Source organism: Kitasatospora sp. NPDC057223 (assembly GCF_042669755.1).
Classification (GTDB): domain Bacteria; phylum Actinomycetota; class Actinomycetes; order Streptomycetales; family Streptomycetaceae; genus Kitasatospora.
Map to the genome: position 1 here is coordinate 1 of NZ_JBHUWW010000163.1, position 17396 is coordinate 17396.

11 protein-coding genes are annotated in these 17396 nt (G+C 71.8%); 2 read left to right on the plus strand and 9 right to left on the minus strand.

From position 1 onward, the window contains the following. Window positions 1–40: 40 nt before the first annotated feature. The 9 genes from ACFUK0_RS35455 to ACFUK0_RS35495 all read right to left on the minus strand — a co-directional run bounded on the left by ACFUK0_RS35455 (window position 41) and on the right by ACFUK0_RS35495 (window position 13326). The gene (locus ACFUK0_RS35455) at window positions 41–250 is read right to left on the minus strand and encodes a hypothetical protein (RefSeq protein ID WP_380257300.1); all 210 of its coding nucleotides are present in this window, start codon (window positions 248–250) and stop codon (window positions 41–43) included. A gap of 126 nt (window positions 251–376) precedes the next feature. Next, window positions 377–748 (minus strand): helix-turn-helix domain-containing protein, encoded by a 372-nt coding sequence (locus ACFUK0_RS35460; protein ID WP_380257302.1) that lies wholly within the window; start codon window positions 746–748, stop codon window positions 377–379. 302 nt (window positions 749–1050) lie between these two features. After that, complete coding sequence (locus ACFUK0_RS35465; RefSeq protein ID WP_380257318.1) at window positions 1051–1530, minus strand: CinA family protein; 480 nt, start codon at window positions 1528–1530, stop codon at window positions 1051–1053. 41 nt (window positions 1531–1571) lie between these two features. Beyond that, entirely contained in the window at window positions 1572–2210 is a 639-nt protein-coding gene (gene pgsA, locus ACFUK0_RS35470) for a CDP-diacylglycerol--glycerol-3-phosphate 3-phosphatidyltransferase (RefSeq protein ID WP_380257304.1), read from the minus strand. Then, the gene (gene rimO / locus ACFUK0_RS35475; protein ID WP_380257306.1) at window positions 2207–3703 is read right to left on the minus strand and encodes a 30S ribosomal protein S12 methylthiotransferase RimO; all 1497 of its coding nucleotides are present in this window, start codon (window positions 3701–3703) and stop codon (window positions 2207–2209) included. Before rimO ends, pgsA begins: the two co-directional genes overlap by 4 nt. An 84-nt stretch (window positions 3704–3787) precedes the next feature. Next, a complete protein-coding gene (locus tag ACFUK0_RS35480) occupies window positions 3788–4675 on the minus strand; it encodes a helix-turn-helix domain-containing protein (protein ID WP_380257308.1) in 888 nt (295 codons plus the stop codon). A 281-nt stretch (window positions 4676–4956) separates the two neighbouring features. Continuing rightward, window positions 4957–7668, minus strand: coding sequence for a DNA translocase FtsK (locus tag ACFUK0_RS35485; protein WP_380257310.1), 2712 nt, complete (start codon window positions 7666–7668; stop codon window positions 4957–4959). Between the two features lie 143 nt (window positions 7669–7811). Beyond that, window positions 7812–8450, minus strand: a complete 639-nt coding sequence (locus ACFUK0_RS35490; RefSeq protein ID WP_380257312.1) for a response regulator — start codon at window positions 8448–8450, stop codon at window positions 7812–7814. Between the two features lie 367 nt (window positions 8451–8817). After that, entirely contained in the window at window positions 8818–13326 is a 4509-nt protein-coding gene (locus tag ACFUK0_RS35495) for a HAMP domain-containing protein (protein ID WP_380257320.1), read from the minus strand. Window positions 13327–13899: 573 nt separating this feature from the next. On the opposite strand from ACFUK0_RS35495, the gene ACFUK0_RS35500 reads away from it, so the two are divergent. Both ACFUK0_RS35500 and ACFUK0_RS35505 read left to right on the plus strand, forming a co-directional pair. Continuing rightward, window positions 13900–16464: a SpoIIE family protein phosphatase gene (locus ACFUK0_RS35500; protein WP_380257314.1), complete on the plus strand. Its 2565-nt coding sequence runs from the start codon at window positions 13900–13902 to the stop codon at window positions 16462–16464. 301 nt (window positions 16465–16765) lie between these two features. After that, window positions 16766–17329: an acetate uptake transporter gene (locus tag ACFUK0_RS35505; RefSeq protein WP_380257316.1), complete on the plus strand. Its 564-nt coding sequence runs from the start codon at window positions 16766–16768 to the stop codon at window positions 17327–17329. Window positions 17330–17396 lie beyond the last annotated feature (67 nt).

The window sequence follows — 17396 nt, forward strand, 5'->3', positions numbered from 1 at the left end:
GAATCGCTCGGGTGGCCTCCCCACGGCCGTCGCGCGCGGGTCACTCCAACGGGGGGACGGGCTGCGCAAGCGCCGCGGATTCACCCGATCGGCGCTGCGGCCCGGTCGATCCGGGGTCGGCGTGGACGGGCAGCAGTCCGAGACTCCAGCCGCCGGCGGCCAGCACACCGAGGGCGGCCCCGCCGTCACCGGGGCCCCTGGTCAGCAGCAGGCAGCAGGCGAGCACTCCGAGCGCGGCCGACAGGATCACGCGCACAGCCGGGCGCCCGCGTATTCGGGCTCCGGCACACACCGTCACGACTCTGCGCACAGCGGCCTCCTTCGCTCGTCCCCCGGCGCGCCCCGGAGGGCGGCGTCCGTACGGGCCGAGGTCCGGTCAGGCCGCGACCACGTCCACGGCGGCGGCCTTGGGCGTGATGGAGCTCATCCGGTCGACGCCGGGAGCCTGCAGCGGCACCGGTTCGAGAACCGGCCTCAGCAGTTCACCTTCGGAGAGGCTGGCCATCGCCGCAAGTTCGGCGAGCGACAGTTCGTCGCTGACCTCGCGCATGACCTCGGACATCCGGACGTCGAGCGCGTCGCAGATGGCGGAAAGAAGCTCCGAGGAGGCTTCCTTCTGTCCTCGCTCCACCTCGGAGAGGTAACCGAGCGAAACCCTCGCGGCTGCCGACACCTCGCGAAGTGTGCGGCCCTGGCGCTGGCGCTGCCGACGCAGTACATCGCCCAGTAGGCGACGGAGCAGGATCATCGGTGCCTCCCTCCTCGGACTGCGGATCGAGATGTCACGTCCCCACCGTACCGCCTTGCCCGCTTCGCGTGCGGGGACCATGGTCGTGTTCACTCTGGGCTGCAAGGCTGCCCCCTCCCCTGTTTCCGTTGTCCCACCCCGCCCGACGGGCCCCTCGCTGTGCCCGCTCCGGGGAGCGCGGCCGGCGCCACGCACACGTTCACCACCTGGTATCTGCCCAACCAGGCCCTCCGATGTAACACGATCCTCCAACTACGGCGGACGGTTCCGCCAGTCCGGCAGATCTCGGTTCGACGGAGATCTCAGTTCGGTTGCGAATGGTCGGCCTGCAGCCGCCCCGCGAGCAGCTCCAGCGCGGCCGTCACCGCCATGCGACGGATTGTGGCACGCTCACCGGACAACCGTGGTGAAGTGACCAGACTTCCCGCAGGACCCGCAAAAGCCAGGTACACGGTGCCCACCGGCTGTCCGTCCTGCGGATCGGGCCCGGCCACGCCGGTGGTCGCGAGCCCGTACGTGGCGCCGAGCAACCGCCGTACGCCCTGGGCCATCTGCCCGGCCACCACCGGGTGGACCGGGCCGTGGACGGCCAGCAGGCCCTCGTCCACGCCGAGCACCGACGCCTTGAGATCGGTCGCGTAGGCCGTCACGGAACCCCGGAAGGTCGCCGAGGCGCCGGGAACGTCCACCAGCGCGGCCGCGAGCAGCCCCCCGGTGAGCGACTCGGCGACCGCCAGCGTGGCCCCACGGGCCCGCAGCGCCGCGTGCACGTCCGCGGCCAACCCGAAGCCCCCGGCCGCCGCCGCGGCCCCCCTGGCCCCCGTCACCGGCCCTCGCGCTCCGCGGCCAGCCCCTGGCGGCGCATCCGCACCGCCTGTCCGACGTAGTCCAGCGCGGTGGCGAGGGTCAGCAGCACGGCGAAGGCCATCAGCACGGCGCGGGCCGTCGCCAGCCAGCCGGTCAGCTCCAGCACGTACATGCCGACCGCGATGCCCTGGGCCAGGGTCTTCAGCTTGCCGCCGCGGCTGGCCGGGATCACGCCGTAGCGGATCACCCAGAACCGCATCAGGGTGATGCCCAGCTCGCGCGCGAGGATCAGGATCGTGACCCACCAGGGCAGGTCCCCGAGCACCGAGAGGCCGATCAGGGCGGCACCCATGATCGCCTTGTCGGCGATCGGGTCGGCGATCTTGCCGAAGTCGGTGACCAGGCCCTTGCGGCGGGCGATCTCGCCGTCGAAGAGATCGGTGATCATCGCGACGGCGAACGAGGCCCAGGCCACCGAGCGCCACTTCGGGTCGTGGCCGCCGTCGGCGAACAGGAGCAGCACGAACACCGGCACCAGCAGCAGCCGGAGCATGGTCAGCATGTTCGCGATGTTCCAGATGCCCGGCGGCGGCGGCGTCGCGGCCCCCGCCGGGCCGGGGCGGGCCGTGGTGGGGGCGCCGGGCCCCTTCGTCATTCGCCGGCTCCGATGGCGACCGCGCCGGCCGCCGCGACGCGGGCCGGCTCCAGCACCTCGGCGACCAGGTCGACGCCCTCACTGGCGACCACCTTGGCCCGGTAGAACTGGCCGACCACGGGGTTCTCCACCCCGGTCAGCGTGGTGAGGCCGTCGGTCTCCGGTGCCTGGTGCGCCGCGCGGCCCTCGACCAGGTCGCCCTCGACGGACTCCACCAGCACCTCCACCTCGGTGCCGATCCGCTGCTCGGCCCGCTGGGCGGTCAGCTCCTCGGCCAGCCGCGACAGCCTGGCGAGGCGCTCGTCGACCACGTCCTGCGGCAGCTTGCCGTCGAACGTCGCGGCCTCGGTGCCGTCCTCGTCCGAGTAGCCGAAGACGCCGATCGCGTCCAGCCCGGCGTGGGTGACGAAGCGCTCCAGCTCGGCGAAGTCCTCCTCGGTCTCCCCGGGGAAGCCGACGATGAAGTTGGAGCGGGCGCCGGCCTGCGGGGCCTTGCCGCGGATGGTCCCGAGCAGCTCCAGGAACTGGTCGGTGTTGCCGAACCGCCGCATCCGGCGCAGTACGGCCGGCGCGGAGTGCTGGAACGACAGGTCGAAGTACGGCACGACGTCCTGCGTGCCGGTCATCACGTCGATCAGGCCGGGCCGCATCTCGGCGGGCTGCAGGTAGCTGACCCGGACCCGCTCGATGCCGGGGACGGCCGCGATCTCGCTGAGCAGGGTCTCCAGCAGGCGGATGTCGCCGAGGTCCTTGCCGTACGAGGTGTTGTTCTCGCTGACCAGGACGACCTCGCGGACGCCCTGCGCGGCCAGCCACTGGGCCTCGTTCAGCACGTCGGACGGGCGGCGCGAGATGAAGGAGCCGCGGAAGGCCGGGATGGCGCAGAAGGAACATCGCCGGTCGCAGCCCGAGGCGAGCTTGACCGAGGCGACCGGGTTGTCGTCCAGCCGCTTGCGCAGCACGCGCGGGCCGGAGGCGGGAGCCACGCCCTCCGGCAGGTCGTCCGGCACGTTCTCGGGGGCGCCGTGGCCGGGCAGGGCGACGGCGGTGGCCGCGGCCTGCCGCTCGACCGGGGTCAGCGGGAGGAGCTTGCGGCGGTCGCGCGGGAGGTGCGCGGCGTGGTGGCCGCCGGAGAGGATGGTCTGGAGGCGCTCGGTGATGTTGGCGTAGTCGTCGAACCCGAGCACCGCGTCGGCCTCGGGAAGGGCGTCGGCAAGCTCCTTGCCGTAGCGCTCGGCCATGCAGCCGACGGCGACGACGGCCTGCGTGCGGCCGTGCCCCTTGAGGTCGTTGGCCTCCAGGAGGGCGTCGACAGAGTCCTTCTTGGCGGCTTCGACGAACCCGCAGGTGTTGACGACGGCGACGTCTGCGTCGGCGGCGTCGTCGACCAGCAGCCAGCCATCGGCCTCCAGTCGCCCGGCGAGTTCCTCCGAGTCCACCTCGTTGCGGGCGCATCCGAGCGTGACAAGGGCGACAGTACGGCGTTCAGGCATAGGGCCAAGATTAACGCGCGGCCCCCGGTGCCGTTCGCCCCGGAGGCCGCGCGCCTCGGATTACCAGATCTTCGCCCCGCTGCTTCAGCCTGCCTGGGGGTCTCCGGGGGTGTACGTGACGTGCACCACCTGGCCGTCCTTGCCTGCCGGACCGAGGTCCTTGCCGTTGACGAACACGTGCACGGCGCCGGCGTTGCCGATCACCAGCTTGATCTGCTTGCCGTCGGTGAAGGTCTGGTCCTGGCCGGGTTCGATGTTGTTCTGGTAGAGCGACTTGCCGGATCCGTCGACCGCGGACACCCAGCTGGCGTCCTTCTCGGCGACGAGCTTCACGGTCACCTTGTCGGCCGGGGCGGCCGCGATCGCCGCGACGCTGGGGGCCGGGGCGGGCGGCTGCACGACCGGGACCTCGGGTGCGGTCGTACCGGTACCGGACCCGCTGGGCAGCGGAGCGCTGGCCGAGCCGGTGCCGGTGCCACCCGTGTGGCCGTTGACCAGGTTGAAGCCGATCAGCGCGACCACCGCGAAGATCGCGGCGACCATGGCGGCCGTCCAGTTCGGGCGGCGGCGGTCGTTGACCCTGATCGGTCCGGTGTCGAGCAGCTGGGAGGGTCGTTTGGTCTCCGGTGCTCCGCCGTGCGCGGCGTCGTACCGGGCGACCAGGATGTCACCGTCGATGCCGACCGCCCTGGCGATCGAGCGAATGTGGCCACGGGCGTAGAAATCGCCGCCGCAGCGGTCGAAGTCGTCCCCCTCGATGGCGTGGACTATGGGAACCCGGACGCGCGTACTCGCGCTGATCTGGTCGACCGTGAGACCCGCCTCGATCCGGGCGGCCGACAGCACCCGTCCGATGCTCACGGTGTCGGCAGCCGGATCAGGCTCGCCGGACACCGACAGGACCGGTTCGGCACCGGCCTGGTCGGCCGTCGGTCGGCGGTTGTCACGGTCCGGGGACTTGCCGATGGTCACTGGGCGCGCCTTTCGAGCGGATGGCCACCTGCTGGAGGAACAGTCTAGGGGCGGGATGGGAGCGTTTCTCAAGCGGAACAGGCCCGAACGTGCGCGCCCGCTCCTGCCGGGGCCCGTCGGTTCCGGCCCGCCGATGACGGCCGGTCAGCCCGACGGGGTCGTGGAGCACCCCGGCCTGTGACGCGGCGGCAACCCGGTTGGTTCCCACCGCTCCTGCTGTCCTCCGAACGAGTGAGGCCGTTCGGCGGAAACTGCTGCTGTCGCTGTCGCGCCGGGCCCGGTCAGCCCCGGATGCTGACGATCACGCCGTCCAACTCGTCCGGTGTGACGAGCACATCACGGGCCTTCGAACCCTCGCTGGGGCCAACGATCCCACGTGACTCCATCAGGTCCATCAACCGGCCCGCCTTCGCGAAGCCGACCCGCAGTTTGCGCTGGAGCATCGAGGTCGAACCGAACTGTGTGGAGACCACCAGCTCGACCGCCTGGATCAGCAGATCGAGATCGTCGCCGATCTCCTCGTCGATCTCCTTCTTCGGGCCGCCGCCGACCGTCACGTCGTCGCGGTAGACGGCCGTCAGCTGGTCCTTGCAATGCTGGACCACGGCGGCGATCTCCGCCTCCGTGACGAACGCGCCCTGCATCCGGATCGGCTTGTTGGAACCCATCGGCAGGAAGAGCGCGTCGCCCTTGCCGATCAGCTTCTCGGCCCCCGGCTGGTCCAGGATGACCCGGGAGTCCATCATCGCGGAGGTGGCGAACGCCAGCCGGGACGGCACGTTCGCCTTGATCAGGCCGGTGACGACGTCCACCGAGGGCCGCTGGGTCGCCAGCACCAGGTGGATTCCGGCCGCGCGGGCGAGCTGGGTGATCCGGACCACCGAGTCCTCGACGTCGCGCGGGGCGACCATCATCAGGTCCGCGAGCTCGTCGACGATCACCAGCAGGTACGGGTACGGCTTCAGCTCCCGCTCGCTGCCGAGCGGCGCGCTGACCCTGCCCGCCTTCACCGCCGCGTTGAAGTCGTCCACGTGCCGGAACCCGAAGGCCGCCAGGTCGTCGTAGCGCAGGTCCATCTCGCGGACCACCCACTGCAGCGCCTCGGCCGCCTTCTTCGGGTTCGTGATGATCGGCGTGATCAGGTGCGGGATTCCCTCGTACGCCGTCAGCTCCACCCGCTTGGGGTCGACCAGCACCATCCGGACCTCGTCCGGGGTCGCCCGGGCCAGCACCGAGGTGATCAGGCAGTTGATGCACGAGGACTTGCCCGCGCCGGTGGCGCCGGCCACCAGGATGTGCGGCATCTTGGCCAGGTTGGCCATCACGGTGTGACCCTCGACGTCCTTGCCCATGCCGACCAGCATCGGATGCGGATCGTCGGCGGCCGCGCGCGAGCGCAGCAGGTCCCCGAGGTTGACCATCTCCCGGTCAAGGTTGGGGATCTCGATGCCGACCGCCGACTTCCCGGGGATCGGGCTGATGATCCGCACGTCGGCGCTCGCCACCGCGTACGCGATGTTCTTGGCGAGCGCGGTGATCCGCTCGACCTTGACCGCCGGACCGAGCTCCACCTCGTAGCGGGTGACCGTCGGGCCGCGGGTGAAGCCGGTGACCCTGGCGTCCACCTTGAACTCGGCGAACACACCGCTGAGCTGCGCCACCACATCGTCGTTGATCTTGCTGCGGGTCTTGCCGGGGCCGCCGCGCTCCAGCAGGTCCAGCGAGGGCAGCGCGTACGTGATGTCGCCGGACAGCTGGAGCTGCTCCATCCGCACGGGCGCGGGGCCGTGCTCGTCCGGCGGCGGCTGGCCCGCCGTGCGCGCGGCGGGGACTGCGGGCTCCTCCGGCGGGGCCGTCCGGTCCTGCACCTGGTGCATCATGTCGGCCACCGCGGGCGAGGCCGGCACCCCGTACAGCAGTGCGCCGTCCAGGTCGGCGGCCACCCCCGCGGCGATCCCCCGGGTCTCGTACGGCTCGGCGGTGAACGGGGCCTTGGCGAACATGTCGGGGACGGCGGACGCCAGCTCGGGATCGTCCAGCTGCTTGCGGCGCCGGCGCCGGCGGCGGGCGCCGACCTCGTCGTCCTCGTGGTCCAGCACGAAGGGCAGGGCGTCCGGGTCGGCGTCCTCGGGCGGGTCGGTGGAGAACTCCCGGTCGGCCGCGAGCTGCCCGGCCGCGGCCTCCTCGGGCGAGGGTTCGACCACGCCGAGGCGCACGCCCACGGACCGCAGCCGCTCCGGGATCCGGTTCACCGGGGTCGCCGTGACCACCAGCAGGCCGAAGAAGGCCAGCAGCAGCAGGAGCGGCACCGCCAGCGGCGGCCCGGCCGCGGCCATCATCGGGGTCGAGGCGGCCCAGCCGAAGATGCCGCCGGCCTGCCGGATCCGGGTCGCGCCACCGGCCATCGCGGGCGCGCCGCAGCCGATGTGCACCAGCCCGAGCACGCCGACCACCAGCGCGCTCAGACCGATGACGATCCGTCCGTTGGCCTCCGGCACCTCGGGGTGCCTCATCAGCCGGACCCCGACCGCGGCCAGCAGGAAGGGCACCAGCACGTCGAGCCGCCCGAACAGGCCCGACACCACGTTCGTCGCGGCCTCACCGAGCCAGCCCTGCGGGCTGAACCAGGTACCGGCCGCCGTGACCAGCGCGAGGGCGAGCAGCAGCAGGCCCAGGCCGTCCTTGCGGTGATCCGGGTGCAGGCCCTTCGCGCCGTCCCCGAAGCCCCGGAAGAGCGCGCCCACGCTGTGCGCCAGGCCGAGCCAGACGGCCCGCACGGCGCGGAACAGTATCGGCCGCGGCGGGGGCGGCGACGGCTGGGCGGGCCTGGCCGCCGCCTTCTTCACCGGGACGGCCTTCTTCGCCACCGCCTTCTTGGCGGGCGGTTTCGCCGGGGACTTCGCGGCGGCCTTCTTGGACGATCCCGGACTCGGGGTGCGAGCGGCACCGCGGCGCGAGCCGCTGATGTCACTTCCGGGCGTACGAGTGGCCATGGTCCAGCAGCCTACCGGCGCCGCACCGCTGTGGACACGTGCTCGATCGCGGGAGCGGCGGGCGTGTCGCGGACATACCGTCACACTGATGCCGCTTCACCCGTCCGGCCGAACGAGCCGGCGGGACGCGGGTGGTCCGACGCTCAGGCCGAGCCGGGGCGCAGCGCCTCCAGGGCCCGGCGCAGGCCGGCCAGCTTGCGCTCCAGGTGGGCGGCGGTGGCGGCGGCCCCGGAGTCGTCCGAGCTGTCCAGCTGCTTCGTCAGCGCCTCGGCCTGCTCCTCCACCGAGGCCAGCCGGGCGGACAGCTCGCTGATCAGCGCGCCGCCCAGGGCAGGCTCCGCGGTACCGGCCTCCAGCTGCAGCCGGAGCAGCGCCGCCTGCTCCTTGAGCTGGCAGTTCTTCATGTAGAGATCCACGAAGACCGAGACCTTGGCGCGCAGCACCCACGGGTCGAACGGCTTGGAGATGTAGTCGACCGCGCCCGCCGCGTACCCGCGGAAGGTGTGGTGCGGGCCGTGGTTGATCGCGGTGAGGAAGATGATCGGGATGTCGCGGGTGCGCTCGCGGCGCTTGATGTGGGACGCCGTCTCGAAGCCGTCCATGCCGGGCATCTGGACGTCCAGCAGGATCACCGCGAAGTCGTCGGTAAGCAGCGCCTTGAGCGCCTCCTCGCCGGACGCGGCCCGGACCAGGGTCTGGTCGAGTGCGGAGAGGATGGCCTCCAGGGCCAACAGGTTCTCCGGCCGGTCATCGACCAGGAGGATCTTCGCTTTCTGCACCACGACCCGCCCTCCTGTCGCCGACCTGCCAGGGGACGGCACGCGTGTACTGCCCACCACTACCCCGGTCATGCTAGCCGCCCCCACTCGCCCGGCACATCGCTCCGTCGTGAACCGGGCCGGAGCGGCGCGCGCCCAGCACTCCGGCGCACGCTCAGCAGCGTGTCGCCGTTCGGTCACTGTTCGCAACGATCGGTGACCCTACCGGGTTCCCGCCCCGGGCCGCCAGCGCGGGAACGGCACCACCGGTGCGAACCGGAGCGCGGGCCCCGGCCCCCGCGCCCCGGCCGCCACCGCGGCGACCGGCCGGGAGTGCCGCCACGCCAGCACCGCCAGGGGCCGTTCGGCAACGACCTACCGGCGTGGCCCGCTACGACTGCTCCAGCCAGTGGTGCATCACGGTCAGCAGGTGGTCGGTCTCCACCGGCTTGGTGATGTGGTCGGTCGCGCCCGCCTCGATGCTCTTCTCACGGTCGCCCTTCATCGCCTTCGCGGTCAGCGCGATGATCGGCAGACCGGCGAACTGGGGCATCCGGCGGATCGCCTCGGTCGTCGCGTAGCCGTCCATCTCCGGCATCATGATGTCCATCAGGACGAGTGCGACGTCCTCGTGCTGCTCCAGCACCTCGATGCCCTCACGCCCGTTCTCGGCGTACAGGACGGTCAGGCCGTGCTGCTCCAGCACGCTGGTCAGGGCGAAGACGTTGCGGATGTCGTCGTCCACGATCAGCACCTGCTCACCGTCGAAGCGGCCGTCGAAACGCCCGTCCACGTGCTCCCCGGGGGCCCGGCGGGCCGCCGCTTCGGCCGACTGGCGCGGGAACGGGTCCTCGGCGGCGGCCCGCCGGCGCTCGATCGCGCCCCGGCGGCGCTCCTCCGCGAGTTCGCGGACCTCCTGGGCCCAGTGCTCCGCGGGGTTCTCCCCGACCGGCACGGGCGTGCCCACGGGCGTCACCCCCACCGAGGCGCGCACCGCCGGCCCGGCCGGGCGCTCCCCCGGCGACACGTCCGGGGACTCGCTGCGCAGCGGCAGGTAGAGGGTGAACGTGGAACCCCGGTCGATCTCGCTCTCGGCGTGGATCTCACCGCCGAGCAGCCGCGCGATCTCCCGGCTGATGGAGAGCCCGAGACCGGTGCCGCCGTACTTGCGGCTGGTGCCGCCGTCGGCCTGCTTGAACGCCTCGAAGATCTCCCGGAGCTTGTTGCCGGGGATGCCGATCCCGGTGTCGGACACCGAGAAGGCGACCAGCTCCTCGTCCGGGTCGCTGATCGCTCCGGCCTCCAGCAGCTGCTCCCGCACGTGCTGGGGCACCTCGGCGCCGGCCGGGCGGATGTACAGGTCGACGGCGCCGCTGTCGGTGAACTTCACCGCGTTGGAGAGCAGGTTGCGCAGCACCTGCTGGAGCCGTTGCTCGTCCGTGTGCAGGGTGACCGGCAGTTCGGGCGAGACCCGGACGGCGAAGTCGAGGTTCTTGTCCACCGTGAGCGGCCGGAACGCGGCCTCGACGTAGTCGACCAGCTGGACGAGGGCGATCTTCGCCGGGCGGACGTCCATCTTGCCCGCCTCGACCTTGGAGAGGTCCAGGATGTCGTTGATCAGCTGGAGCAGGTCGGAGCCCGCGCCGTGGATCGTGTCGGCGAACTCGACCTGCTTGGGCGAGAGGTTGCCCTCGTTGTTGTCGGAGAGCAGCTTGGCCAGGATCAGCAGCGAGTTGAGCGGGGTGCGCAGCTCGTGCGACATGTTGGCGAGGAACTCGCTCTTGTACCGGGAGGCGAGGGCGAGCTGCTCGGCGCGCTCCTCCAGGACCTGCCGGGCCTCCTCGATCTCGCTGTTCTTGATCTCGATGTCGCGGTTCTGCTGGGCGAGTTGCTCGGCCTTCTCCTGGAGCTCCTCGTTGGTGCGCTCCAGCTCCTCCTGACGGGCCTCCAACTCGGCGGACCGCATCGAGAGTTCGGCGGTCAGCCGCTGGGACTCCAGCAGCAGGCCCTCGGTCTTGGTGTTGACGCTGATGGTGTTGACGGTGACACCGATCAGGTCGGCGATCTGGTTGAGGAAGTCCAGGGCGACGGTGGTGAACGAACTGAAGGTGGCCAGCTCGATCACGCCCAGCAGCCGGCCCTCGAACAGCACCGGGAGGACCACCACGTGGGCGGGCGAGGCCTCGCCCAGCCCGGAGGCGATCTTGAGGTATCCGGGCGGCGCCTCCTTCAGGATGATCGAGCGCTTCTCCACCGCCGCCTGCCCCACCAGCGACTCACCGGGCCGGAAGGTGGTCGGCATCGCGCGCCGCTGGTAGCCGTAGCTGCCGATCAGCCGCAGGACGGTGTCGTTCTCGTCGTCGTCCTCGGTGATCAGTTCCGCCGTCCGGCCGGCCGGCTGGGCGAGGAAGAACGCGCCGTGCTGGGCCGACACGACGGGCGTCAGCTCGGTCATGATCAGCGAGGCGACTGCCTCCAGGTCCCGGCGGCCCTGGAGCAGGCCGGTGACCCGGGCCAGGTTGGTCTTGAGCCAGTCCTGCTCCTGGTTGGTGCGGGTGGTCTCGCGCAGGTTGGCGATCATCTGGTTGATGTTGTCCTTGAGCTCGTCGAGCTCACCCGAAGCGTCCACGTCGATCCGCAGCGACAGGTCGCCCCTGGTCACCGCGGTGGCCACCTGGGCGATGGCGCGCACCTGGCGGGTCAGGTTGTTGGCCAGTTCGTTCACCGACTCGGTGAGGTCCTGCCACGTCCCGTCCACGCCGGGCACCCGGGCCTGGCCGCCGAGGCGTCCGTCGGTACCCACCTCACGGGCCACCCGGGTGACCTCGGCCGCGAACGAGCCGAGCTGGTCGACCATGGTGTTGATGCTGGTCTTGAGCTCCAGGATCTCGCCGCGGGCGTCCACGTCGATCTTCTGCGACAGGTCTCCGCGGGCCACCGCCGTGATGACCAGCGCGATGTTGCGCACCTGGCCGGTCAGGTTGTTGGCCATCAGGTTGACGTTGTCGGTGAGGTCCTTCCAGATACCCGCGACCCCGGGCACACCGGCCTGGCCGCCCAGGATGCCGTCCGTGCCCACCTCGCGGGCGACCCGGGTCACTTCGACGGCGAAGGCCGACAGCTGGTCCACCATCGTGTTCAGGGTGCCGGCCAGGGCCGCCACCTCGCCCTGCGCCTCGATGGTGATCTTCTTGGAGAGGTCGCCACTGGCCACAGCGGTGGCCACCTCGGCGATGTTGCGCACCTGGCTGGTCAGGTTGGACGCCATGAAGTTGACGTTGTCGGTGAGGTCCTTCCAGATGCCCGACACTCCGCGCACCCGGGCCTGGCCGCCGAGAATGCCCTCGGTACCGACCTCGCGGGCCACCCGGGTCACCTCGTCCGCGAAGGCCGACAACTGGTCGACCATCGTGTTGACGGTGGTGACCAGCTCCAGGATCTCCCCGCGCGCATCGACGGTGATCTTCTTCGACACGTCGCCGCGGGCCACCGCCGTGGTCACCTCGGCGATGTTGCGGACCTGGCTGGTCAGGTTGTTGGCCATCAGGTTGACGCTGTTGGTCAGGTCCTTCCAGGTGCCGGAGACCCCGGGGACGCTGGCCTGGCCGCCCAGGATGCCCTCGGTGCCCACGTCCCTCGCGACCCTGGTCACCTCGTCGGCGAAGGCCCCCAGCTGGTCGACCATCGTGTTGATGGTGTTCTTCAGCTCCAGGATCTCGCCCCGGGCGTCCACCTGGATCTTCTGCGACAGGTCGCCCCTGGCTACCGCCGTGGTCACCTGCGCGATGTTGCGCACCTGGTCCGTCAGGTTGTTGGCCATGAAGTTCACGTTGTCGGTCAGGTCGCGCCAGACACCCGCCGCGCCCGGCACCTGCGCCTGACCGCCGAGCCGCCCCTCCGTACCCACCTGGCGGGCCACCCGGGTCACCTGCTCGGCGAACCCGGAGAGCTGGTCGACCATCGTGTTGATGGTGTTCTTCAGCTCCAGGATCTCGCCCCGCGCGTCGACCTCGATCTTCTGCGACAGATCGCCGCGCGCCACCGCCGTGGTCACCTGCGCGATGTTGCGCACCTGGCCGGTCAGGTTGTTGGCCATGAAGTTGACCGAGTCGGTCAGATCCCGCCAGACCCCGGCCACCCCCGGCACCTGCGCCTGACCGCCGAGCCGCCCCTCGGTACCGACGTCCCTCGCCACCCTGGTCACCTGGGCGGCGAAGGAGTTGAGCTGGTCCACCATGGTGTTCACGGTGTTCTTCAGCTGCAGCATCTCGCCGTCGACCTCGACGGTCACCTTGCGGGACAGGTCGCCCTTGGCGACCGCCGTGGTCACCTCCGCGATGTTGCGCACCTGCGCGGTCAGCCGGCCGGCCATCGTGTTGACGGAGTCGGCGAGGTCCTTCCAACTGCCCGACACGCTGCGCACCCGCGCCTGCCCGCCGAGCTTGCCCTCGGTGCCGACCTCGATCGCCACCCGGGTCACCTCGTCGGTGAACTCCGAGAGCTGGTCGACCAGTCCGTTGACCGTCCGCCCGATCCGCAGGTACTCCCCGCGCAGCGGGTGGCTCACCCCGCTGGTGTGGACGGAGCGCAGCTCCATCTTCTGTTCGAGGTCGCCCTCGGCGATCGAGGTCAGCACCCGGCCGACCTCGGCCATCGGACGGGCCAGATCGTCGATCAGCGCGTTGCAGTTGTCGACGGCCGCCATCCAGGCGCCCTCGCCGGCGCCCGTCTCCAGCCGCTCCGAAAGACGCCCCTCGCGGCCCACCGCCCGCCGGACCCTGGCCAGTTCACCGGTGAGGTGCTGATTGCGCTCGGCTACCTCGTTGAACACCGCGGCGATCTCCGCCAGCGGCCCGTCCCCCGGCACCGGCAGCCGCCGCTTGAAGTTGCCGTCGCGCATGGCCGTGAGCGCGGCCAGCAGCTTGCGCAGGTCCGCGGGCTCGGCGCCCCGGCTGTGGCTCGGGCGCCGTCCGGCGGCGCCCCGGGGCGCGGCGCCGGAGCGTCCGCCGCGGGCGGCGGGCGTCGTCGTACCGGTTGCGTCCTTGGTGGCCGAACTCAACGGGACCCTCCCACATCGTGAACTGTCCGGTACCGCCCGCACCCTCCGGGCACACGCACCGGCGCGGCCGAAACACCGCTCCGGGGGCCGTCGGGCCCGCCGTCGCCGCTTCGACCGTACTGCGCGATCAGGCCGTTGCGGACCCCCCAGTCTGACAGCACTGGCACCCGGTGCACGGTCGGTTGCACTCGGTTGGTACGACTCCCGGCCAAACACGTGCGCAGAATCACTCTCAGGTGCCTGTTTCGGCTCCCCGTACCCATGGGGAACCAACCGGAAAGTAGGGTGGAGCGCTGCACCGGGCCGCACACAGGACTCGGCGCCGCCATCCGGCAGGCGCAGCAGGCGAGTCGGCCCCGGAGCGCCCACCAAGTGCGGCGGGCAGCCGGGCCAGAGCAGAGGAGACGTGGCAACGTGGTCACCGCGCGCGCAGCCGCCACCTTCCGACCGGTAGACCGGTCGGCCGCAGCCGCGCGCGGCTTCGTCCGCGACGCCCTGCTCGGCTGGGGCCTGCCCGAGGTCGTCGACGACGCCGTCGTCCTGGTCAGCGAACTCGTCACGAACGCGGTCGTGCACGCCGGCACCGACGCCGAGGTCTGCTGCCTGCGCGAGGAGGGCTTCGTCCGGGTCGAGGTCACCGACCACCACCCCGAACGCGGCCTGCCCTCCTTCGCCGACGTCCCCGACAGCGGCGCCGAACGGTACGCCGACCCGGACGACGAGGGCGGGCGCGGGCTGCTGATGTGCTCGGCACTCTCCTCCTGTTGGGGCGTCGAGTACTCGGCCGGACGCAAGACCGTCTGGTTCCGCCTCCCGCTGCCCGAGCACGTCGTCGGCACCCGGTACGCCGTACCCGCCACCCCGGCCGACGAACTCCCCGCCACCGACGGTCCGGTGCACGTCGCCGTCGTCCAGATCGACGAGAACGGCCGGGTCCTCGCCTGGAACCCCGACGCCGAAGCCCTGTTCCTGCACCGGGCCGCGGACGTACTGGGCCACCCCTGGGCCGAGTTCGCCGCCTGGCCCCAGTCGGCCGGCATCGGGCTCGGCCTCGACGAGGCGCTGCGGCTGGCCCGCTGGGAGGGCAGTTTCGGCCTGCGCCGCGCCGACGGCCCCACCGTCGAGGTGTACGGCGTCCAGATCCGGGTCCGCGACGCGGAGGGCGTCCCCTCCACCCTGTGCCTGCTGGTCCGCGAGGTCGACCGCGCCGTCCTGCGCTCCCCCGCCCGCACCGTCACCGGCGACCCGGCCACCCCCGTCGAGGCCCCGCTGGACCTGCTGGCCGGCCAGGTCACCACCGACGACCTCGGCGAACTGCTCCAGCGGACGGTCGAACGCGCCCGCGACCTGCTCGACGCCGACGCCGCCTACCTGCTGCTCACCACGGACGACGAGGCCGACTTCGAGGTCCGCGCCTCCACCGGCCTCCCGGCCGGCCGCCGCCGCTACGCCCGGTTCCCGGTGGACCAGACCCGCAGCCGCTTCGACACCGCCCGCCTGCCGGCCGTCCACGAGGACCTCTCGCTGCGGCCCGCCGCCGTCCCGCTGCTGGCCGACACCGGGCTGCGCTCCCTGATCACCGTCCCGCTGAAGGTCGACGGCCGGCTGATCGGCTCGCTCGGCGTCGCCGCGGCCGCACCCGGCCGCTACGACAACGAGGACGCGCTGCGCCTGCAGTTCGCCGCCGACCGGGTCGCACTCGCGCTGGAGAGCGCCCGGCTGGCCGACCTGGAACGGCTGCGCCGCGGGTCGCTGTCCTTCCTCGTCGAGGCGTCCGAACTGCTGGCGGGCACCCTGGAGCACGAGCAGACGCTCGCCCTGATGGCGCAGATGGCCGTGCCGACGCTGGCCTCCTGGTGCGCCGTCTACACCACCGACGAACAGGGCGGTCCGCCCACCCTCGCCTTCGTCCTGCACCAGGACGAGGACCGGATCGACCCGCTGCGGTACCTCCTCGACAAGATCCCCGCGCCGGACTCCGGGGCCTCCCCCGGCGCCCGGTTCTGGAAGGCCCCGGCGGAGGCCGCCCGCACCGGCGGTCCGGGCGACAGTCCCGAACTCGCCGGGCTGCTCGGCGAGACGGTCGTCCTGCCGCTCGCCGCCCGCAACCGCGTGATCGGCCTGCTCACGCTCGGCGCCCCGGCGGACGTGCGGTTCCGCCAGGAGATCCTCGAACTCGCCGAGGACCTCTCCCGCCGTGCCGCCCTCGCCCTGGACAACTCGCGCCTCTACTCGGAGCGGACGGCCACCAGCCAGGCCCTCCAGCGGAGCCTGCTGCCGCCCGAGCTGCCCGAGATCCCCGGCGTCGAGGTGGACGTCTTCTACCAGGCCGCCGGCGAGGGCAACGAGGTCGGCGGGGACTTCTACGACCTGTTCCCGATCCGTGAGGGCACCTACGGCTTCGCCATCGGCGACGTCTGCGGCACCGGCCCCGAGGCCGCCTCCGTCACCGGCCTGGCCCGGCACTCCCTCCGACTCCTCGCCCGCGAGGGCTTCGACGCCCCGCAGGTACTCACCCGCCTCAACGCGGCAATCCTGGACGAGGGTTCGCGCAGCCGCTTCCTGACCCTGCTGTACGGCGAGCTGACCCCGCGGGCCGACGGCTGCACCGAACTCGCGATGGTCTGCGCCGGCCACCCGCTGCCACTGCGCCTGCGCACCGACGGACAGGTCGACCAGGCCGCCACCCCGCAACCGCTGCTCGGCGTGATGGAGGACCTGGAGCTGACCGTGGAGCACCTCGTCCTCCAGCCGGGCGAGGTGCTGCTCTGCGTCACCGACGGAGTCACCGAACGCCGCGAGGGGCTGCGGATGCTGGGGGACGACGGGCTCGCCCAGGTGCTCACCGGCTGCACCGGCCTGACCGCCGGAGCGGTCGCCGCCCGGGTCCAGCGCGCGGTCGAACGCTTCGCGCCGGAGCCGCCGTCCGACGACATGGCGATCCTGACCCTCCGGGTCCCCCTCCAGCGGACGAGCTGACCGGCATTCGCCTGAGGACCGGTCAGATCCGCTCAGCTGTCGGCCAATCGTGGACGGCCGACAGCATCCGGCGGCTCAAATTGTACTATTCACAAGGGTACAAGCGCCCTCGCTCCGGGTAGACCGGATTCACCGGGGAATCCCCCGGCGGGGACACCGACCAGCACCTCTCCTGCTGGCACTTCACCAGGCCGCAGCCGCCCGCACGCTCGTTCCGTGCGCCCTCGGCCGGCCCAGCGCAGCCACCTCATCGCTCGCATTGACAGCGCCTTCGGCGCGCCCAGAGTGAAAGGAGCCTCCGGTGAGCAATGAAGCTACCGGGGCCCAGAACGCCCGGTCCTCAGGAGCCGACGCCGGTTCCCTCGGATATCTCGCACTCGGACTGACCCTCCTCGCCTACGGCCTGCTCGCCACCGGCATCTTCAGCGGCACCGGCGTCAAGGACGCGGCCGGCCTCGCGCACCTCATCGGCGGGGTCACCCTGTTCCTCGCCGGCCTCTGGCAGCTCCGCCAGGGGGACGGCTTCACCGGCACCGCCTTCACCGGCCTCGGCGCGTTCTGGGCCACCTGGTCGGCGGCGGGCGGGGCGAGCAAGAACGCCGTCGGCCTGTTCCTGCTGCTGTGGGCGCTGCTGGCGCTCACCCTGACCGCCGCAAGCTGGAACTCCGGCCTGTTCAGCCGGGCCGTGTACGGCCTGCTCACGCTCTCCCTGGTGCTGTCCGCACTCGCCGCCTTCGGCAGCTACGGCGGCCTCGCCAAGTTCGCGGGCTGGGTCGCCGCGGCCTCCGGCCTGGTCGCCTGGTACTGGGCCACCGCCTCGCTGACCAACAGCGGGTGGGGCCGGGCCGTCCTGCCGGTCAAGTAGGACCACCGGCCGGGAACGGCAACCGCTCGACCGCTCGACGCACTGTGGGCCGGGCCTCGTGAAGAGG